Below are 18,976 nucleotides of genomic sequence, written 5' to 3'. Positions count from 1 at the left end.
CTCCGGAGGGCGTGCGGCGCGGGCCGTCAGCGGCTCTGGGGGTGTGCGAGTTCCGTCCACGCGTCGGGGAGAGCCGCTGCGACGTCGGAAGCGGTGATGGGGCGACCCGCACCGACGCCCGATTCGCCTCGATCAGTCGCGGCGATACGCGCGGCGCGATCGTGGAGCAGCGCGGCGGTGGCCCCCACCGGCCCCAAGAGCTCGGGGTTCGCACGCACCGCCGATGCGTGACCCGCGACCAGGGCCCCGAGCGTGCCCGCGAGCACATCTCCGGTACCCGCCGTGGCGAGCCACGGGGTGGCGGGGCCGATGCGGCGCACCCAGCCGCCCGGAGTCGCGCAGATCGTCACCGATCCCTTGAGCAGCACGGTCGCCCGGAGCGCGGAAGCGAGCCGCGCGGCAAGCTCGCTGCGCAGCGCGAGGTCGAGCCCGCGAGCGTCCCACGCATTGGGGAGTGCTCCCACGTCGCTCGCGCGCCAGAGTCGCTCGAATTCGCCTCCGTGCGGGGTCAGGATCGCCGCAGCGCGAGCGCCGCGCGTCTGAGGCATGCGATCTGACACGAGACCTGGTTTAACGCCGGGCTCGACCCCGGGCACGAGGTCGAGCGCGCCGGCGTCGACGACGAGCGGCGCATCCCCACCGAGCAGGGAACGCAGTTCTTCGTCTTCCGCGGCCGACCGGGTATGTGCGTCGGTGCCCGATCCGATGACCCACGCGTCGCAGGATCGGTCGGTCGGTGCACCGAACACGGTCTCGGGTTGTGCAGCGAGCACGGCGGCCGCGGGCGATGGCAGACCCCAGGGAGCGGATGCCTCATCGATGGGAGGCGCGTAGCGCACCATGCCCGCCCCGGCACGCCAGGCGGCAGAGACTCCGAGCACCGCTGCACCCGGGTACTGCGCGCCACCCGTGCGCATCCCGAGCACACCGCGGCGGTACTTGTCGTCGCTTGGGCCAGGCGAACGCAGCAGTGCTGCCGCGTCGGCATCGGCCCAGCGGTCGATCATGACCCGGCCGGCTCCGACTGCAACTGCTCGAGCAGCTCGCGAACCGCGACCTCGAGCGATGCGAGTGAGCGTTCGGCGGCGCCGCGGCGCTCGCGTGCGCTCCCCGTCTCGTTGAACGTGTCGAGATACACCTTGAGCTTCGGCTCCGTGCCGCTTGGCCTGATCATGACGCGCGAGCCGTCGGCGAGATCGTAGCGGAGCACGTCGGCGGGAACCTCGGCCGCGCCGGGGGTCAGGAGGTCGTGCGCCGCCGTCACGGCGACGCCGCCGAAGGCCGTCGGCGGGTGCTGCCGGATGCGCGCGGTGAGTGCGGAGGCCGCCGGCATCGACGGCAGCCGGAGCGTGACCTGCCCGCTGGCGAAGTGACCGAAGCGCTCGCTGGCGTCGTCGAGCAGATCCCAGATCGTGCGACCCGCGGCGGCGAGCTCGCGCGCCATGGCGATTGCGTCAGCACTCGCCGAGATCCCGTCTTTGTCGCGCACCGTGCGCGGGTGGGTGAGGTAGCCGAGGGCCTCTTCGAATCCGAAGATCAGCCCCGGTACGCGTGAGACCCATTTGAACCCGGACAGCGTCTCGGCGTAGTCGAGCCCGTACGCCTGGGCGACCGCGCGCAGTGCAGGCGACGACACGATCGTGCACGCGAGCGCGCCCTGCGCCGTCGTTCCGAGCTGCGCGGCAGCGGTCGTGGCGCGTTCGGCCGCGCGCCACCCGAGCAGCAGCCCGAGCTCGTTGCCCGTCAGCATGCGGTAGCCCGACGGATCATCGGAGTGTGGTGCGGCGATCGCCAGACGGTCGGCGTCGGGGTCGTGCGCGACGATCAGGTCGGCCTGCGCTGCACGTGCCGTGCGCGTTGCCAGATCGAGCGCGCCTGGCTCTTCGGGGTTCGGGAAGTCGACCGTCGGAAATGCGCCGTCGGGGTGCAACTGCTCGACCACCGGGATGACGCGGGGGAGGCCGGTCGCGGTGAAGACCCGCTGAGCGACGGCGGCGCCGACGCCGTGCATCGCCGTGTAGACGACGCGCAAATCGGTGTCAGCACCCAGGGCGACCCCCGGAGCATCGGGGCGCTGAGGCAACCCGGCGAGCACCGCAGCGGCGATCTCCGAGACGTAGGCGTCGGCGACGCCCGACCCCAGCGTCGAGTATCCGAGTGATCGCGGCAGCTCACCGACGGGGGTCTGCGCGATGCGATCGATGTGCGCAGCGATAGCGGCGTCGGTGGGGGGCACGATCTGCGATCCCGCGTCGTCATCACCGAGGTAGACCTTGTAGCCGTTGTCGCGCGGCGGATTGTGGCTCGCGGTGATCATGATGCCCGCCGAGACATCGAGGTGCCGCACCGCGAACGCGGTGAGCGGCGTCGGGCCGGCCTCGGGCAGCAGATACACCTGCAGGCCCGCACCGCTCATGATCTCTGCGGCATCGCGCGCGAAGATCGCGGAGCCCACACGTCCGTCGTACCCGATCACCACGGAGGGCGCGTCGGCCGAGCCGCGTCGAGCCGCCGCATCGCGGAGATACGCGGCAAACCCCGCGCTCGTCTGCGAAACGACGACACGGTTCATGCGCTTGGGGCCGGCGCCGAGTCGCCCGCGGAGCCCGGCGGTGCCGAATGTGAGCCGACCGCCGAACGCGGCTTCGAGCTCGGCGGCGGCCTCGGGCGAACCGGCGGAGGCGCGCTCCACGAGACCGCGCGCCTCGGCCCGCGTGCCCGCATCGATATCGTGCTGCGCCCAGGTCGTCGCCTCGGCGATCAGCGCCTCGAGTGCGGCGTTCGTCTCGCTCGACGAGCGCGTCGCGCCCTCGGCATCACGTGCCTCGCGGCGCCGCGATCCTGCCCCCGACTGCCTCATGCGGCGTCTCCCTTCACCCGGTGCATACCGAGTTCAAGCTACCACTCTGCTCCGCGTGCGAAAATGGAATCACGGCGCCGCGCGGCGCCGTGCCCGACGAAAGGAACCGCCCATGTGCTCACCGATCCGTTGCTCGACGTGCAGCAAGGTGACGTGGCAGGGCTGCGGCCTGCACATCGAAGAGGCACTCGCCGGGTTCTCCGCCGACCAGCGCTGCACCTGCGAGCGCTAGCGCCTCACCGCGTCAGAGCGTTCCGGCGGCTCCGCCGCTCGGCAGCGCGGTCATGCGCGTGACCACGACGGGGCGCTCGAGCAGCCCCTCGATATCGGCGTTGAGCACGCCGATCGCTGCGCCGGTCGCGTGCGCATCGAGCTCCGCGGCACTCGACCACTTCTCGAGCATGGTCACGGTGCCGTCTTCGGCATCGTGAATCGCATAGAGTTCGCACCCCGGCTCATCGTGCACCGCGGCGATACCGCGCTGCATCGCAGCGACGAGATCAGACTTGCGGCCGGGGGCGGGGTGGAAGACGGCAGTGACGATGACGGTCATTTCAGTGGGCTCCTGATGGGGTGCTGAGGTGTGGTGTGCGCAGCGCCGTCAGCGACTCCGCGACGAATGCGGAGACGGCTTCGGCTGCGGCGGCGGTGAGGGTGGCGACATCGTCACCGGCGAGGCGCGCGGGGGCGAGTGCGGCTGACACGGCGTCGAGCAGGCGCCCGCGCAGCTCGGTGTTGATATTGACCTTTCCCACGCCTCGAGCCGCCGCGGCGCGCAGGTCGGCCGTCGAGATGCCCGATGCGCCGTGCAGCACCAGCGGCACCTCCGTGGCCTGCTGAATGCGTGCAAGACGATCGTGCTCGATGCGCGGTGCACCGCGATACGAGCCGTGCACGTTTCCGATCGACACCGCGAGCAACTGGGCTCCCGACTGCGCCACGAACCGCCCTGCTTCAGCAGGGTCGGTGAACGCCGACGCATCGGCGTCGAGCGCGACCGCACGATCTTCATCACCGGCGAGCGCGCCGAGCTCGGCCTCGATCACCGTATGGTGCGGTAGTCGTGACCGCATCTCAGCGACGAAGGCGGCATTTTCGGCAGTACTCAGGGCGGAGCCGTCGACGAGCACCGCGTCGGCTCCCGCCGCGACGGACCGCACGATCAGATCGCCGTCGGTCGCGTGATCCAACTGCACGCAGACCGCGACCGACGCCGCATCGGCCATGCCGCGCAACGCGGAGATCAGCGCCGCGCCCCGCTCTCGCCCGGCGACGACGGGAGGCACGAGCAGCACGACGGGAAGGCCCGCGCGCTCGGCACCGCCGATGATCGCATCTGCGGTGGCGAGGTCGTAGCAGGAGTAGGCACCGAGCGCTCCGTGATCGGCGATCGCTGCCCGCGCGAGGTCGTCGAGACGAGCCCTCACGCGTGGAGGCCGACCGCGTCGAGCACGTCGAGCAGCGCGTCGGGGCCGCCGACATTGCCCGGCACGACGACATATCGCAGGCTGCGCCCGTCGCGGCCGGTCATCTGCCACACGGAGACTCCGGGGAGCACCTGGCCGAGCACGCGTGCGCGCCGGGCCCCCAGCCCGCTCGTCGCCACCTCAGCTGAGGTGATGCCGCCCTTCGAGATCACCGTGGTGACGTGCGGCTGCAGGTCGCCGACGGCGGTCGTCAGCGCCGCCATGACGCGCTCACCGTGATCGAGCGTGCCGTGCGCCGCGGAGCGCTTGCGCTCGGTCATGACGAACGCGAGCGGGCGAGTGGCGAGCGCCGACTCGGCTGCGGTGGCGGCTGCGTGACCGGCCGCGGCGGCGTCATCGAGCGCCCGTTCGGTCGACACGATTGCGGGATCGCCGAAGCGCTCGATCACCCCGGCGATCTGCGCACTCGCACCATCGGTGTGCGATCCGCAGACGAGCAGCACGTTGCCCGGTTCGCGCTCGACCGGCGTCTGGAGCAGCCCGGCGCTCACCACGCCGGCCAGTTCGGCGGCGAGGGGTGACGCCGAGCGCACCACGATGCGGGCTCCCGCGCGGGCGGCGGCGTCGGCGGCCAGGGCGATGCGGTGGATGTCGTCATTGGTGACGGCATCGGGAACGATGACCGAGCCGGGGGCGGCCGAAGCGAGGATGTCGGCGAAGCGGCCCTCTCGGACGTCGGACAGCGTGGCTCCCACCGCGGGGCGCGATGATTTTTCGGCGACGTAGTCGGCGAGCACACCGGTCGAGAACGGGAACACGGGGTCTGCCGCGTACTCGCTCTCATGAGCGGGAACATCGATGCCGTCGATGCGCACGTAGTGCACGCCGTCGAGCGTCGTGCGCCCGCCATCGGGGAACGACGGGACGAAGAGCATGACCGAGCGATCGTCGAGCAGCACCTCGGTCTCCGCAAACACGTGACCCCGCAGCGTCGAGTCGCCGCGCAGCACGAATCGCACCTCGACGCCGAGTCGCTCAGCCGCGGCGAGTCCATCTGCGCGCACGCGCTCGACGAATGCGACCGCCTCGTGCTCGGGCAGCGCGCGACTGTTGGTCTGCACGTACACCGCGTCTTCGCTCGACAGCACGTCGAAGATCGCGTCGGCGTCGCTCTGCAGCAGAACGGTCGCGTCGGTCACCGACTGCGTGCCGGTCGGGTCGTCGTCGAGCACGATGGTCTTCATGGGGTCCTTCTTCGCTGCTGGGGTGCGGAACACCGCCTCGGGGATGCCCGAGGCGGAAGCGGCCGGGTGCATTCCCGCGCCTGAGGGTCCTGGTGCGGAGCCTGCCCGCTCCGCACCAGGGGGATCGGGCTACTTGCCCGCGATGATGGCGTCGACTTCAGCGCGTTCGCGCTTGCCCCAGGTCTCCTTGGTGACGAGCGCACCGATGAGGCCGAGCACACCGCAGCCGGCGTAGACGAGGGCGACGCCGCCCCACCCGAGGGGAATGGCGATGGCCGCGGCGATCATCGGGATGAAGCCCGAGATAGCTGCCGAGAACTGGTAGCCGATCGATGCGCCCGAGGTGCGGGTGTTCGCGTTGAAGAGCTCCGAGAACCAGGCGCCCTGGGTGCCGGCGAGCGAATCGTGCACGATCGCCATGCCGAAGACGTAGACGAAGACGATCAGGTAGGGAATGCCGGTGTTCACGAGCAGGAACATCGGGAACGCGAAGGCGATCAGCGCGAGCGTCCCGAAGATGTAGACCGGACGGCGACCGACGCGGTCGGAGAGCGCACCGAAGAGAATCGTCGTGCCGAGGCCGAGTGCGGCGGCGATGATGAGGCCGGTGAGGGCGGTCGCGCGCTCGGTGATGGGCTGATCGCCGCTCGTCAGGTACGAGAGCATGTAGGTCACGATGACGTAGAAGCCGCCCGACTCGGCGAGGCGCAGCGCGATGACGCGCAGCACGGTGCGCCAGTCCTTGCGGAAGACCTCGACGATCGGGTTCTTCACCGTCTCGCCGGCGGCCTTGACCTCTTCGAACTCGGGGGATTCGGAGACCTTGGCGCGGATGATGAGGCCGGCGATGATGAGCACGGCCGAGAGCAGGAAGGGCAGACGCCAGGCGAGCTCGCTGTCGAGCGTCGACGACCACAGGAAGACGAGGTTCGCGAGCAGCAGACCGAGCGGCACACCGGCCTGAGGAATGGCGGTGTACTTGCCGCGCTTCTTCCACGGAGCGTGCTCGAACGTCATCAGGATCGCGCCGCCCCATTCGGCACCGAATGCGATGCCCTGGATGACGCGGATGAGGGTGAGGAGGATCGGAGCGAGGAGGCCCACCTGCGCGTAGGTCGGCAGCACACCGATGAGCACCGTTGAGATGCCCATGAGCAGGAGCGCGCCGACGAGCACCGGCTTGCGGCCGATCCGGTCGCCGAGGTAGCCGCCGATGAGACCGCCGAGGGGGCGCATGGCGAAGCCGATCCCGAACGTACCGAAGGCCAGCAGCACACCCATGACCGGATCTTCTGAGTGGAAGAAGGCGTCGTTGAAGTAGAGCGCGGCGGCGGTGCCGTAGGCCAGGAAGTCGTAGTTCTCGATCGTGGTGCCGACGGCACTGCCGATCGCGGTGCGCATCTTGTCGGGCGAACCGTCGCGTGCGCGATCGCGCGCTGGCGCGGTGGTCGTGGTGGCGGTCATTCGGTATCTCCTTTGATAGTGAGCCGGTCGGCTCCTGTGCAGTACAGGCGCCGACCACTGGACTCACGTCAGGGAGGCGCCCTCGTCACGAAGGTTGAAATTGTAGAAATCTGCGATGTGGCGGCGAACGAGCTGTTTTGCGCCGTTCGCGTCACGATCGGTGATGGCTTGGAGGATGGCCCGGTGCTCCGACCGGACCGTCTTGGCGGTGTGCCGCCAATCTTCGAGCTGCGCGTAGACCTCGACCATCTGGAGGTGGATGGCCGATCTCAGCGAGCCCATGAAGTGGGCGGTGAGACGATTGCCCGCGGACTGGGCGATTCTCAAATGGAACAGGGCATCGAGCCGGTTGAATTCGGCCGAGTCGATGTCGCTGCTGTCCATCTGGTCGAGGATCGCGGCGAGCTCGTCGAGGTCAGCGTCTTCGGCGCGATAGGCGGCCTCCTCCACACTCCATGACTCGAGAGTCATGCGGGTCTCGAGAATCTCTTGCCAGCTGAAGTGCGCGAGCGCGATCTCCAGCTTGAGGAGGTTCACCAGGCCACCGCCCGGTGAACCCTCGAGCACCGCACCCCCGTCGGCTCCACCACGGCGGATGTCGACGACCCCGAGCGCCTCGAGCACTCGGAGCGACTCCCGCAGCGACGGTCGAGAGACCCCCAGGGAGGAGGCCAGCTCCCGCTCGCTGGGGAGCCGGTCTCCTGCCTTCAGGCGCCCGTCGAGGATTCGCTCCTCGATCTGGCCCATGACCTGTTCGTAGGTGCGGATGCGCTGAACTGGTTCCCATCCATCGTTCGCGTCGGCCACGCAGGGACTCCTTCGATTTCTGGTTGCCGAAAGTGGCAACCGTTCGCGAATCCATCGTAGTCAACGCTCGGATTGCGACTAGTTCGCAGCGGTGTTCAGTGCGGCGTGCTCGGCGCGGAACTCCGTTTCGAGCTGACGACGGATCTTCACCGCGAACTGCGACTCGTCGAGCTCGACGTCGTTCCACGACACGATCGCGTCCTTCGGAACGTCACGGATGAGCTTCGCGCCGTGCGCGAGGCCGAGGGGCAGCGCGTGGTGCTCCAGCGACTTCGACGCGGGAGCGAGCTTGCCGAAGACGGTGTAGCCGCCCTCGCCGTCGAGCGTCTCGCCAGCGCGCAGATCCTTCTTCGCCGTCGTGACCACGTCGCCGCGGAAGCCGGTCGGTGCACCGGTGGCCTCGCCGCGGGTCACCGCAGCGGCGATCGAGACGCCGAGCTCCAGCCCGATCATGTGGTACGGGCGGTAGAGCGAGCCGTAGCGGCCGGTGGCATCGGTGTGCACGCCGTACTCGGCGAAGCACTGCACGGCGTAATCAGTGACCGCTTCGAAGGTGACGTAGACGCCCCAACGCAGGTTGTCGGGCACCTCGGTGCCGTCGCGGTACATGCTCGATGCGATTTCGACGGTGCCGCGGCGGCTCAGCGAGCCTCCGAGCGCCTGCTCGCGGAAGACCGTGGGCAGATCATCCTTGCTGGCGGCGGGGAAGAGGAGGCCCTCTTCCTGCGGCAGCAGGCCGGTGCCGTTGGCGACAGCGGCCATCTCGATCGCCGACTTCGTGCCGTCGAGGAACGAGTTGAACATCTTCGGGTTGTAGTCGCCCGACGCGAGCTGCTCGTCGGTGAAGCCGTAGTAGTCCCACACCGTGTCGGGGGTCGAGTAGTTGTACTCGGGGAGGTACTTGGTGCCCTTGCCGGCGGCAACGACGTCGAAGCCCACCATGCGGCACCAGTCGACGAGCTCGCAGATCAGCGCGGGCTGGTCGCCGTACGCCATCGAGTAGATGACGCCCTTCTCCTGTGCGCGGCGCTGCAGGATCGGCCCCACCATGCAGTCGGCCTCCACGTTGACCATGACGACGTGCTTGCCGTGGTCGATCGCGGTGACGGCGTGGTAGGTGCCGACGAGCGGGTTGCCGGTGATCTCGAGGATGACCTCGACGGCGGGGTGGGTGATGAGCGCCGTCGAATCGTCGATGACGGCGGTGCCGCCGGTGCGCACGGCCTCGTCGAGCGACGCTGCGGCGTAGCGCTCAGCGGGCCAGCCGGTGCGATCGAGCGCTGCCTTCGCCTTGGGGACGTTGATGTCGGCGACGCCGACCACGTGGATCGTGGGGGAGCCCACGGCCTGCGTGAGGAACATGGAAGCGAACTTGCCGGCACCGATGACGCCGACCCGAACGGGTCCGGATGCAGCGGTGCGCTGCTGCATGAGGCTGAAGAGATTCATCGTCGGACTCCTTACCGTCGCCGAAGCGAAATGCTGTTCGATGAGGCGGGGAAGTCGTCTCGATCGTTCGTTGGTCAATGGTCAAACCATTGATCACTGATGCTAGGTGATGGTCTGACCATCAGCAAGGTGTCGGGAGTATTGCGAACACGTTTCCGGCAGAAAGACGCGGATCTCTCGCAAATATTGTCCGGGGACGTGTGAGGCGAACGGATCCTGCCAATGTGCGAACATATGTGGTCGCCGGGGTGTGGTGGGGCTGCCGAAGTTGCGCGCAGGGGGGCCTGTGCGCACACGAAAACGGGCCCGGGGCACCTGACTGGGTGCTCCGGGCCCGGAGAGTCTGTGTCGAACTATTCGGCCAGAACGCCGCTCAATGCTGTGGCGGCGCGATACCCCGACGCGACCGCGCCCGAGAGCGATTGCGCGAGGCCGGTGTGCTCGCCGGCGATGGCGACGCGGCCGGCGGCTCGTTCGAAGACACGTGCATCGGATTCGCTCCAGTCCAGGCCGGGCGCGGTGTAAGAGCCCTGCGTCCACGGGTCATCGGCCCAGGTGGTCAAGAGCACTTCTCCGTCGATCTCGAGCTCGGGGCGCATGGTGCGGAGTGCCGCGGTCCACCCCTGCGGCCCGTGCTCGACGTCGAGTGCGTCGAGCGCGAACGGGCCACCCGCGAACGACGAGAGCGCGTTGATGCGGTGCTCTCCGTCTTGCGAGAGGGATCGCCAGGACCACCACGTGTGATCGGGGTTCTGGAGCGCGACGTCGTCATCGACGCGCGACAACGGCACGCCGAGTTTCGCGGCCACGCCCATGAATCGATGGTCGAGCGCTGTCTGCTGGTCGGTGGGGAGCGCAAAGCCGAGATCGAGCGTGCGAAGTACGGGGAGCGGAACGGCGATGACCGCGGCGTCGCCATCGATGCGGGACCCGTCGGCGAGATGCACCTGCACGCCCGACGCCGACTGCTCCACACCCGTGATGGGATGCTCGCGGCGCACGCGGTCTCCGAGTCGACGCGCAAGCTCGATCGCCAGCGATTGGTTGCCGCCGACCAAGCGGCCCCCATCCTCGATGTAGCCGTCGACCGTCGACGACTCGTGCAGCAGCACGGCTTCGGCGCTCACGCGCGATGGATCGGCTGCGGCGGAAGTCGTCATTCGGCGATAGACCGGATCGAGTCGATACTCGCCCCCGAGGGCCTCTGCGAACGCGCGCTCCAGTGATACCCGCTCCTCTCCATCGGCGAGCATGCGCTGCAGGGTGGCGGTGACGCGCGCGGTGGTGTCGCCGAGCTCCGTGAAGTCGATGATGCGGCCGTTGACGGTGCGTCGGCCGTAGCGCACGTTGTGCGTGAGGATCGGAACCCCGACTTCTGCGGCCAAACGCCTGATGGGAAACTCGGTCGGAAAGATGTACTCGCCGCCGCGTTCGGTGATCTCCCCGTTGCCGAGTCGCTCGGACCAGGTGCGGCCTCCGACCCGGTCGCGTGCTTCGAGCACCGTGCATCGGTGCCCCGACTTCTCGAGTTCCCAGGCCGTGGTGAGGCCAGCCAGGCCGGCTCCGATGACAACGACGTGCATGTCGATTCCTCCTTGAATCGTGGCGCATTTCGCTGAACGCTCTGTTCAGTGATGTGCGGCTCACTGTACAGTCGGCGTTCCGCATCCGCAATGACGAACGCCCGCGGGGCCACCGGATCGGCGACTCCGCGGGCGTTCTCGCGCGCAGGGGTGCGGTGAGGTCAGGCCTCGATATCGACGCCCTTGGTCTCGCGGGTGAGCAGCAGCGACACGAACGTCACCAGCGCTGCCGCCGAGAGGTAGATGCCGACGAGCAGCGGGCTTCCGTCTGCGAGCCCCCACAGCCACACGGCCACGATGGGCGCGAGGGCGGCGCCGAGAATCGACGACACGTTGTAGGCGACGGCCGAGCCGGTGTAGCGCACGTTGGTCGGGAACATCTCGGGCAGGAACGCACCCATCGGCCCGAACGTGAGCCCCATGAGGGTGAAGCCGAGTGCCAGGAAGAACATGACGAGCGGGGTGCTGCCGCCGCCGAGCAGCGGGACGAACGTGAACCCGAACACCACGATCGCGGCGGTGACCACGAGCAGCGTCTTGCGTCGACCGAAGCGATCGGCGAAGGGGCCGGAGACCAGCGTGAAGATGCCGAAGAAGATCACGCCGAAGACGAGCATCAGGATGAACTCGTTGTAGGTGTAGCCGAGACCCGGCACGTAGCTCGCAGCGTCAAAGGGCGTCCCGGCTGCCTCGGCCGCTTTCTGGGCGGCTTCGGCACCTGGACGGGTGCCGAAGGTCAGGGTGAACGACGTCATGAGGTAGAACAGCACGTAGGTCGCGAGCATCGCAAAGGTGCCGAGGATCAGGCCCTTCCAATGGAAGCGGAAGGCGGTGGCGATCGGCATGCGCTTGACCTCGCCGGTCTGCTTCGCCTGCTCGAACGCCTTCGACTCGACGAGCTTCAGGCGTACCCAGAGGCCCACGATCACCATGACCGCAGAGAACAGGAACGGGATCCGCCAGCCCCACTCGAGGAACGCGGCCGAGGGCTGACCGGGGTTCGCCGGGTCGGCGAGCAGGTGATTGATCACGAAGAACAGCATGTTCGCGATGATGAAGCCGATGGGGGCACCGAGCTGCGGGAAGGTGCCGTACCAGGCACGCTTGCCCTCAGGGGCGTTCTCGGTCGCCACGAGGGCGGCACCCGACCACTCGCCGCCCAGGGCGAACCCCTGTGCGAGACGCATGATCAGCAGCAGGGCTGCGGCCCAGGCCCCGACCTGCGCGTGGGTGGGGAGGATGCCGATGGCGAAGGTTGCGATGCCCATGGTGATGAGCGAGGCGACCAAAGTCGTCTTGCGGCCGAGTCGGTCGCCGAGGTGCCCGAAGAAGATGGCGCCGACGGGGCGCGCGAGCATGGCGGCGCCGAAGGTCGCGAACGAGGCGAGCAGTGCCGTCGTCTCGTTGCCGGTCGGGAAGAAGAGGTGCGGAAACACGAGTACGGCGGCGGTCGCGTAGACGTAGAAGTCGTAGAACTCGATCGTCGTGCCGACGAGGCTCGCGAGGATGACGCGCGCCGGCGTATTGCGCGGCTGCGTCGGGGCGGAAGAAGTGGTGGCTGACACGGTATGGCTTTCAGAGCGATTGCGTAAGTGCGTGCAGCTCAGTCCCGGATCAGGCTCAGTGCGCGACGTCGGGCGTGTGTGCTTGTGGCAGACCACGCCATGATACGCGCGATTCACGTCGAATTCACATCTGAGGGTGCGATCGCATCACGTTTGCATCACGTGCTTGCAGGAGTGGAGTCGCGACTGTACAGTGATGCGAAAGTCACTGAACATTATGTTCAGTATCCGCGACGATGCGGTGCAGCGGTTCGAGGAGGAACCCATGACGTCAGATCACGCGCTCGAACTCGGCAAGCGAGTTGCCGCGCTTCGAGAGGTTCGAGGCATGAGCCTCCGTGCGCTCGCCGCAGCCGCCGGAGTGAGCTCCAGTTTCTTGAGCCAGCTCGAGAACGCCCGCACGAACGCGAGCGTCGCCTCCCTGCGCAAGATCGCGGTGGCGCTCGGCGTCTCGCCCGCCCAGCTGCTCGACGACAAGCTCGTGCACACCCGCGGGGTGCTGCGCGCGGCGGATCGCCCGACCTATCCGCTCGAGGGCGCCGACAAGTTCGTGGTTTCGCTGCCGCCGCTGCGCAACCTCGAAATCTACGCCGGCCGCTTTGAACCCGGGAGCTCCACGGGCGCCGACCCCTACACCCACGGCCAATCGCAGGAGTTCCTGCTCGTGACGTCGGGCGAAGTGGAGCTCGAACTCGGAGATGAACGGTACACCCTGCGCGAAGACGACTCGATCGAGTTTCTGAGTTCGGTGCCGCACCGCGTCGCCAACGTCTCGGAGACCCCGGCGAAGGTGATCTGGATCAACAGCCCGCCGACCCCCGTCGAGGACGCCCACGGCGACTGACGCACGACCGCACCACCCCTGCTGCACCGACATGACCATCAATGGAGAGGCCACATCATGAAGACAGGAATCATTCGGAAGTTCACGACCGGCGTCGCGCTGCTCGGAGCGGGAGCGCTGCTCGTCGGCTGTTCCGCCGGCGGCCCGGCCGCCGATATCGACCTCGGAGACGGCCCGGCGGAGGCCGGCGTGGTCAAGGAGGGCGCGCTCGACGGCCTCAACCTCACGTTCGTGTCGTGGGGCGGCGTGTTCCAGGAAGGCCAGATGGAAGCCGCGGGCACGCCGTTCGCGAAGGCTTCCGGCGCGAACGTACTTGAGGACGGCCCGACGGAGTACGCGAAGGTCAAGGCGCAGGTCGACAACAACGCCGTGACCTGGGACGTCGTCGACACCGACATCATCTGGGCGCAGAAGCAGTGCGGCGAAGACGGCCTGCTGCAGGACATCGACACGAGCATCGTCGACGTGTCGAAGGTGCCGGAGGGTCTGGTGGGCGACTGCTACGTGCCGGCGATGCAGTACGGCTACGTCATCTTGTACAACGCAGACAAGTACCCGACGGCTCCGACCGGCTGGGCAGACTTTTACGACACCGAGAAGTTCCCGGGCAAGCGGGCGATCGCGGGGTTCGAAGACATCGGGCCGGGCGTCTACGAGGGCGCGCTGCTGGCCGACGGGGTCGCTCCCGATGACCTGTACCCGCTTGACATGGATCGCGCATACCAGGGGCTCGATAAGATCCGTGACAGCCTGATCTACTGGAAGACGGGCGCAGAGTCGCAGCAGATGATCGAGTCGGGTGAGGCCGACATGGCGCTCGTCTGGTCGGGTCGCGGCTACGCCGCTGTGGCGAACGGCGCGAACTACAAGCCGATCTGGAACCAGGCGCTGCAGATCACCGAGGCGCTGGGTGTGCCCAAGGGTGCCGCGAACCCGCAGGCATCGATGGCGTTCCTGAACTACTACCTCGGCAAGGAGCAGCAGGAGAAGCTGACTGAGCTGACCTCGTACTCGCCCGTCAACACCGATGCGCAGCCGAACCTCGACGCGCTCGGCAAAGAGTTCCTGACGACCGAGCCCGCGATCGCCGAGCAGATGGTCGCAACCGACGCGAAGTGGTGGGCTGAGAACTACGACTCCGAGCTCGAGCGCTGGATGACCTGGCTGCAGGGATGAGCTGGTAACCCGTGACCACCACGAACCTCCCCGTGGTGCGCGCCGCGAACACTTCGCGGCGCGCACCCTACCGGGCGCTGCTTCTGCTGCTGCCCGCGTACGCGCTCCTCGTCGGAGTCTTCGCCTATCCCGTGTTCGAGAGCATGTGGCGCAGCGTGAGCGAACCCGAACTCGGGTTCGGCAACTACACCTGGGCGCTGCAGAATCCCCAGAACCTCGAGATCCTCGGCCGCACGTTCGGCAACGCGTTCCTCGCGACCCTGATCTGCTTGCTGCTCGCCTACCCCTACGCATTCCTGATGACGGTCGTCGGCCCGAAGGCGCGCATGGTGCTGGTGGTCATCTCTCTCATTCCGTTCTGGACGTCGCTGATGATTCGCACGTTCGCCTGGATCGTGCTGCTGCAGGATTCGGGCGTCGTGAACTCGTTCTTCGAGATGCTCGGCCTCGGTCCCTTCCAATTGATCCGCAGCAATACGGGCGTGCTCATCGGGCTCAGTCAGGTGCTCATGCCGTTCATGGTGCTGCCGCTCTACGCGGTGATGAACGGCATCGACGGGCGCCTCGTGACCGCGGCGCGCTCGCTCGGTGCCAAGCCCTCGGTCGCGTTCTTCCGCATCTTCGTGCCGCTGTCGATCCCGGGCATCGCCGCGGGCTCGCTCATGGTCTTCATCCAGTCACTCGGGTTCTACGTGACCCCGGCGCTGCTCGGCTCGCCGTCTGACAGCATGCTCGCGCAGGCGATCTACGCGCAGGTGAGCAGCCTGCTGCAGTGGGGTCGAGGCGGGGCGCTCGGCGTGATCCTGCTCGTGGCGACGTTCCTCCTGCTCGGGCTCGTGGGATTGATATTGAGATCGGCGCGGCGCCGCGGTCTCGCGGTGGAGGCGTTCTGATGATCAAACTGCACCCCGCGACGCGGGTCATCCTGTGGATCTTCAGCGCGCTCATCGCGCTCTGGCTCATCGCCCCGACGCTCGTGGTGATCCCGCTGAGCTTCACCGGTAAGGCGTCGTTCGTCTTTCCGCCCGACTCCTGGTCGCTGCAGTGGTACGAGTCGTTCTTCTCGAATCGTGCCTGGACCTCCGCGCTGTCGAACTCGCTGCTCGTCGGCTTGCTCGTCGCTCTCCTCGCAACGGTGCTCGGTCTGCTCGCGGCGCTCGGCCTGCGGGCGCTCGTGAACAAGCGCCTGTCGACGACGCTGCGCATCGGGCTCCTCGCCCCGATGGTGGTGCCGGGCATCGTGGTGGCGATCGGCATCTACGCGGTGTTTCTGAAGCTCGGGCTCGTCGGCACGGTCGTCGGGTTCGTGCTGGCGCACACCGTGCTCGCACTCCCGTTCACCGTGATCGCGATCACGGCCGGGTTCGCCGGGTTCGACGACCGCCTCGAATTGGCATCGCTCAGCCTGGGCGCCGGGCAGCTCAAGACGTTTCTCACCGTTACGCTGCCGAACATCGTGCCCGGAATCGTCTCGGGAGCACTTTTCGCCTTCGTAACGTCGTTCGACGAGGTCGTGCTCTCCCTCTTCATCAAGAGCCCGTACCTCAACACCCTCCCTGTTCTCATGTACGCGAGTGTCACTCGCGATACCGACCCGACGCTCGCGGCAGCAGCGACCGTCATTCTCGTGTTCACCACCGTGCTCGTCATCGGCGCGCTGGTGCTGACCGGAAGGAAATCCCGTGGCCGTCGAGCATAACCAGCGCGGTGCCGAGATCTCGCTCATGGGCGTCTCGAAGCACTACCCGAAGTCCATCGCCCTCGACGACGTGTCGCTCGAGGTGCAGGCGGGCGAGTTCATGACGTTCCTCGGCCCGTCAGGGTCGGGCAAGACGACGACGCTGAACCTCATCGCGGGGTTCACCGATCTCACCAGTGGCTACGTCGAGATCGACGGCGCCCGTATGGATGACGTGCCCGTGCACAAGCGCGGTCTCGGCATCGTCTTCCAGCACTACGCCCTCTTTCCGCACCTCTCGGTGCTCGACAACGTGCTGTTCCCGCTGAAGCAGCGCAAGGTGCCGAAGGCGGAGGCGTTGCAGCGGGCGCGCGAGTCGCTCGCGACGGCCGGGCTCGAGGGCTACGAGGATCGCAGCCCGAAGGAGCTCTCGGGCGGGCAGCAGCAGCGCGTCGCGCTGGCCCGCGCGCTCGTCTTCGAGCCGAAGGTACTGCTGCTCGACGAGCCGCTCGGCGCGCTCGACAAGCAGCTGCGCGAGCGGTTGCAGCTCGAGCTGCGGCGCGTGCATCGCGAGGTGGGCCGCACGTTCATCTTCGTGACGCACGATCAAGAGGAGGCGTTGACGCTGTCGGATCGCATCGCCGTCTTCAACGAGGGCCGCATCGAGCAGGTCGGCACGTCGAAAGACCTGTACGAGCGGCCAGCGTCGCTGTTCGTCGCCGGGTTCATCGGCGAGTCGACGAAGATCACGAGCGACGACGGTCAGACGATCACGGTGGTGCGCCCCGAGCACGGCGAGCTTCACGCGTCGGCGGAGGCGATCGGTGCCGGGCGGCCCGCGGTGCGGGTGACGGTGCGGCAGGCCATCTACCTCGGGTCGGGGTGGAAGTACGAGATCGTGCTGCCCGATGAGTCGACCGGTGTCGTGCGCGGCGCGCGCGGCCTCGATTGGCTGCACGGCGAGAACGAGACGGCCTGGCTGAGCTGGGATCCCGCAGCGGCCTCGGTCTTCCCCGCAGCGCAGTAGCGCGCCTCCATCCACTCCGCGCGGTTCTCGAACGGGCCCCGCGATTTCGCAGCACTGATACCGAAGGACCGAATACCCATGATCAACGGCAATGTTTCGCACTGGTGGCAGCAGATCGGTCAGCCGACGCCCCGCCCGGAGCTCCCGGGAGATCTCACGGCTGACGTCGCGATTGTCGGCGCGGGCTACACCGGCCTTTGGACGGCGTATTACCTGAAACAGGCGCGCCCCGACCTGCGGGTGGTGGTGGTCGAGCAGCGTCATGTCGGGTACGGGGCTTCGGGGCGCAACGGTGGTTGGCTCACGAACTCGATCACGGGTGGGCGCGGCCAGTACGAGAAGACGCACGGTCGCGATGCCGCCGAGCGTTTCCAGCGTGCGATGAACGCGACCGTCGATGAAGTGATTCGTGTGGCCGAGACTGAGGGGATCGACGCCGACATCAAGCGCGGCGGCGAGTTCGGGGTGGCGTATACGCCGGCTCAGGAGGCGCGCTTGCGTGCGTCTGCCGCGTCGGAGCAGTCGTGGAAGTACACCGATGTGCAGGTGCTGGAGGCAACCGAGGCGCGGGCGAAGATCAATGTCGCAGAGACGCGCGCGGCCGTGTGGCATCCGCACGCGGCCCGCATTCAGCCGGCGAAGCTCGCCGCTGGGCTCGCGGAGGCTGCTGAGCGACTCGGGGTCGAGATCTATGAGCGCACGCGCGTGGTCGAGATCGAGCCGCACCGCCTGCGCACGACCCACGGCACGGTGTCGGCCGAGTACATCGTGCGCGCGACGGAGGGCTTCACCGCGAACCTGAAGGGCCTGCATCGGCTCTGGTTGCCGATGAACTCTTCGCTGATTGCGACGGAGCCGCTGTCTCGCGAGGTGTGGGACGAGCTGCACTGGAGCGAGGGCGAGGTGCTGGGCGATTTCGCGCACGTCTACATGTACGCGCAGCGCACCGCCGACGACCGTATCGCGATCGGTGGGCGCGGGGTGCCGTATCAGTTCGGGTCGAAGACGGACACGGACGGGCAGACGCCGGCGGTGACCGTCGAGACGTTGAGCGAGATCTTGCACCGCTTCTTCCCGGCCACTCGGGGTGCCGCGATCGACCACGTGTGGTCGGGCGTGCTCGGGGTACCGCGCGACTGGGCGGCGACGGTCGGTCTCGACCGCGAGACCGGGATTGCGTGGGGCGGCGGCTACGTTGGCACCGGCGTCACGTCGACGAACCTCGCCGGCCGCACGATCACCGACCTCATTCTCGGCAACGACACCGAGATCGCGGGCCTGCCCTGGGTGAATCACCGCGTCCGCAAGTGGGAGCCGGAGCCGCTGCGCTGGTTGGCGACGAAGGGGCTGTACGCGGCGTACGGCATGGCCGATCGTGCCGAGCTCGGCGGTCGTGAGCAGACCTCGCCCATCGCCCACATCGCCGACGTCGTCACCGGCCGACACTGATCCCACCCCGCACTTCGAATCGCAGGAGACCCCGCACATGAGCACTGCCAGCACCGTTCGCACTCTCGCCGCCCACGACACCGGCACCATCGCCCTCGGCGAGCACGCGCCGAAACCCACGGCGATCACCGCGGGTCAGACCGAGGCGTTTCTCGACGTCTGGACCGAGGGACGCATCAGCACCGGGCTGTGGGAGTGCACGGCCGGTGATTTCACCGCCGAGCGTCTCGGCTACTCCGAGGTGTGCACGATCCTCTCCGGGCGCGTGACCGTCGAGGTTGCCGGATCCGAACCCGAGGAGTTCGGCCCCGGCGACGTCATGGTCATGCCCTCTGGTTGGGCCGGAGTTTGGCGCGTCCATGAGCCGCTGCGCAAGCACTTCACGACGATCGACGACTGACAT

General features: G+C 67.9%; 18 protein-coding genes. 8 read left to right on the top strand and 10 right to left on the bottom strand.

Going from position 1 to position 18,976, the window contains the following annotated elements:
• Positions 1–26: 26 nt before the first annotated feature.
• On the bottom strand, positions 27–1,007 hold the full coding sequence (locus AMS67_RS09740) for an ADP-dependent NAD(P)H-hydrate dehydratase (protein ID WP_053387197.1): 981 nt from the start codon (positions 1,005–1,007) through the stop codon (positions 27–29).
• A complete protein-coding gene (locus AMS67_RS09735; protein ID WP_082305429.1) occupies positions 1,004–2,860 on the bottom strand; it encodes a phospho-sugar mutase in 1,857 nt (618 codons plus the stop codon). The genes AMS67_RS09740 and AMS67_RS09735 overlap by 4 nt, the downstream gene beginning before the upstream one ends.
• 112 nt (positions 2,861–2,972) lie before the next feature.
• Here AMS67_RS09735 and AMS67_RS18425 point away from each other — a divergent pair, with 112 nt between their 5' ends.
• Positions 2,973–3,092, top strand: a complete 120-nt coding sequence (locus AMS67_RS18425) for a DUF8730 family Cys-rich protein (protein ID WP_503100489.1) — start codon at positions 2,973–2,975, stop codon at positions 3,090–3,092.
• 12 nt (positions 3,093–3,104) lie between these two features.
• Here the strand turns inward: AMS67_RS18425 and AMS67_RS09730 are convergent, their stop codons facing one another.
• The 8 genes from AMS67_RS09730 to AMS67_RS09695 form a co-directional block, all read right to left on the bottom strand.
• Positions 3,105–3,413, bottom strand: a complete 309-nt coding sequence (locus tag AMS67_RS09730; RefSeq protein ID WP_053387196.1) for a putative quinol monooxygenase — start codon at positions 3,411–3,413, stop codon at positions 3,105–3,107.
• Between the two features lies 1 nt (position 3,414).
• Positions 3,415–4,287 carry a class II fructose-bisphosphate aldolase gene (locus AMS67_RS09725; protein WP_053387195.1) on the bottom strand — a complete coding sequence of 291 codons (873 nt, stop codon included), beginning with the start codon at positions 4,285–4,287 and terminating at the stop codon, positions 3,415–3,417.
• Positions 4,284–5,603: a four-carbon acid sugar kinase family protein gene (locus AMS67_RS09720; protein ID WP_206541759.1), complete on the bottom strand. Its 1,320-nt coding sequence runs from the start codon at positions 5,601–5,603 to the stop codon at positions 4,284–4,286. The genes AMS67_RS09725 and AMS67_RS09720 overlap by 4 nt, the downstream gene beginning before the upstream one ends.
• A 57-nt stretch (positions 5,604–5,660) precedes the next feature.
• A complete protein-coding gene (locus AMS67_RS09715; RefSeq protein WP_053387194.1) occupies positions 5,661–6,995 on the bottom strand; it encodes an MFS transporter in 1,335 nt (444 codons plus the stop codon).
• A 63-nt stretch (positions 6,996–7,058) separates the two neighbouring features.
• Positions 7,059–7,802: a FadR/GntR family transcriptional regulator gene (locus AMS67_RS09710; protein WP_204374525.1), complete on the bottom strand. Its 744-nt coding sequence runs from the start codon at positions 7,800–7,802 to the stop codon at positions 7,059–7,061.
• Between the two features lie 78 nt (positions 7,803–7,880).
• Positions 7,881–9,251 (bottom strand): NAD(P)H-dependent oxidoreductase, encoded by a 1,371-nt coding sequence (locus tag AMS67_RS09705; RefSeq protein ID WP_053387193.1) that lies wholly within the window; start codon positions 9,249–9,251, stop codon positions 7,881–7,883.
• 353 nt (positions 9,252–9,604) lie between these two features.
• Positions 9,605–10,834 (bottom strand): flavin monoamine oxidase family protein, encoded by a 1,230-nt coding sequence (locus AMS67_RS09700; protein ID WP_053387192.1) that lies wholly within the window; start codon positions 10,832–10,834, stop codon positions 9,605–9,607.
• A gap of 161 nt (positions 10,835–10,995) precedes the next feature.
• Positions 10,996–12,399 carry an MFS transporter gene (locus AMS67_RS09695; protein ID WP_053387191.1) on the bottom strand — a complete coding sequence of 468 codons (1,404 nt, stop codon included), beginning with the start codon at positions 12,397–12,399 and terminating at the stop codon, positions 10,996–10,998.
• Between the two features lie 265 nt (positions 12,400–12,664).
• Between AMS67_RS09695 and AMS67_RS09690 the strand changes: the two genes are divergently transcribed.
• The 7 genes from AMS67_RS09690 (at position 12,665) to AMS67_RS09660 (ending at position 18,973) form a co-directional block, all read left to right on the top strand.
• Positions 12,665–13,243 carry a helix-turn-helix domain-containing protein gene (locus AMS67_RS09690; protein ID WP_053387448.1) on the top strand — a complete coding sequence of 193 codons (579 nt, stop codon included), beginning with the start codon at positions 12,665–12,667 and terminating at the stop codon, positions 13,241–13,243.
• A gap of 57 nt (positions 13,244–13,300) precedes the next feature.
• Positions 13,301–14,419 (top strand): ABC transporter substrate-binding protein, encoded by a 1,119-nt coding sequence (locus AMS67_RS09685; RefSeq protein WP_053387190.1) that lies wholly within the window; start codon positions 13,301–13,303, stop codon positions 14,417–14,419.
• Positions 14,420–14,430: 11 nt separating this feature from the next.
• Positions 14,431–15,312, top strand: a complete 882-nt coding sequence (locus AMS67_RS09680) for an ABC transporter permease (RefSeq protein WP_053387189.1) — start codon at positions 14,431–14,433, stop codon at positions 15,310–15,312.
• Entirely contained in the window at positions 15,312–16,118 is an 807-nt protein-coding gene (locus AMS67_RS09675) for an ABC transporter permease (RefSeq protein ID WP_082305428.1), read from the top strand. The genes AMS67_RS09680 and AMS67_RS09675 overlap by 1 nt, the downstream gene beginning before the upstream one ends.
• Positions 16,102–17,124, top strand: coding sequence for an ABC transporter ATP-binding protein (locus AMS67_RS09670; RefSeq protein ID WP_156316606.1), 1,023 nt, complete (start codon positions 16,102–16,104; stop codon positions 17,122–17,124). The genes AMS67_RS09675 and AMS67_RS09670 overlap by 17 nt, the downstream gene beginning before the upstream one ends.
• Positions 17,125–17,202: 78 nt before the next feature.
• Positions 17,203–18,573 (top strand): NAD(P)/FAD-dependent oxidoreductase, encoded by a 1,371-nt coding sequence (locus tag AMS67_RS09665; protein WP_053387188.1) that lies wholly within the window; start codon positions 17,203–17,205, stop codon positions 18,571–18,573.
• 37 nt (positions 18,574–18,610) lie between these two features.
• Positions 18,611–18,973, top strand: a complete 363-nt coding sequence (locus AMS67_RS09660) for a cupin domain-containing protein (RefSeq protein WP_053387187.1) — start codon at positions 18,611–18,613, stop codon at positions 18,971–18,973.
• Positions 18,974–18,976: the final 3 nt, after the last annotated feature.

It is taken from the genome of Leucobacter japonicus, from assembly GCF_001273855.1.
GTDB classification, from domain to species: domain Bacteria; phylum Actinomycetota; class Actinomycetes; order Actinomycetales; family Microbacteriaceae; genus Leucobacter; species Leucobacter japonicus.
The sequence above is the reverse complement of the archived record's forward strand: the minus strand, read 5'-3'. Positions and strand labels throughout refer to the sequence as shown.

What these genes read in the sequence shown, in the direction of transcription:
- AMS67_RS09660 (WP_053387187.1), top strand. Translation starts at nt 18,611, where the DNA reads ATGAGCACTGCCAGCACCGTTCGCACTCTCGCCGCCCACGACACCGGC.
- AMS67_RS09720 (WP_206541759.1), bottom strand. Translation starts at nt 5,603, where the DNA reads ATGCACCCGGCCGCTTCCGCCTCGGGCATCCCCGAGGCGGTGTTCCGC.
- AMS67_RS09735 (WP_082305429.1), bottom strand. Translation starts at nt 2,860, where the DNA reads ATGAGGCAGTCGGGGGCAGGATCGCGGCGCCGCGAGGCACGTGATGCC.
- AMS67_RS09715 (WP_053387194.1), bottom strand. Translation starts at nt 6,995, where the DNA reads ATGACCGCCACCACGACCACCGCGCCAGCGCGCGATCGCGCACGCGAC.
- AMS67_RS09700 (WP_053387192.1), bottom strand. Translation starts at nt 10,834, where the DNA reads ATGCACGTCGTTGTCATCGGAGCCGGCCTGGCTGGCCTCACCACGGCC.
- AMS67_RS18425 (WP_503100489.1), top strand. Translation starts at nt 2,973, where the DNA reads ATGTGCTCACCGATCCGTTGCTCGACGTGCAGCAAGGTGACGTGGCAG.
- AMS67_RS09665 (WP_053387188.1), top strand. Translation starts at nt 17,203, where the DNA reads ATGATCAACGGCAATGTTTCGCACTGGTGGCAGCAGATCGGTCAGCCG.
- AMS67_RS09685 (WP_053387190.1), top strand. Translation starts at nt 13,301, where the DNA reads ATGAAGACAGGAATCATTCGGAAGTTCACGACCGGCGTCGCGCTGCTC.
- AMS67_RS09675 (WP_082305428.1), top strand. Translation starts at nt 15,312, where the DNA reads ATGATCAAACTGCACCCCGCGACGCGGGTCATCCTGTGGATCTTCAGC.
- AMS67_RS09730 (WP_053387196.1), bottom strand. Translation starts at nt 3,413, where the DNA reads ATGACCGTCATCGTCACTGCCGTCTTCCACCCCGCCCCCGGCCGCAAG.
- AMS67_RS09690 (WP_053387448.1), top strand. Translation starts at nt 12,665, where the DNA reads ATGACGTCAGATCACGCGCTCGAACTCGGCAAGCGAGTTGCCGCGCTT.
- AMS67_RS09740 (WP_053387197.1), bottom strand. Translation starts at nt 1,007, where the DNA reads ATGATCGACCGCTGGGCCGATGCCGACGCGGCAGCACTGCTGCGTTCG.
- AMS67_RS09705 (WP_053387193.1), bottom strand. Translation starts at nt 9,251, where the DNA reads ATGAATCTCTTCAGCCTCATGCAGCAGCGCACCGCTGCATCCGGACCC.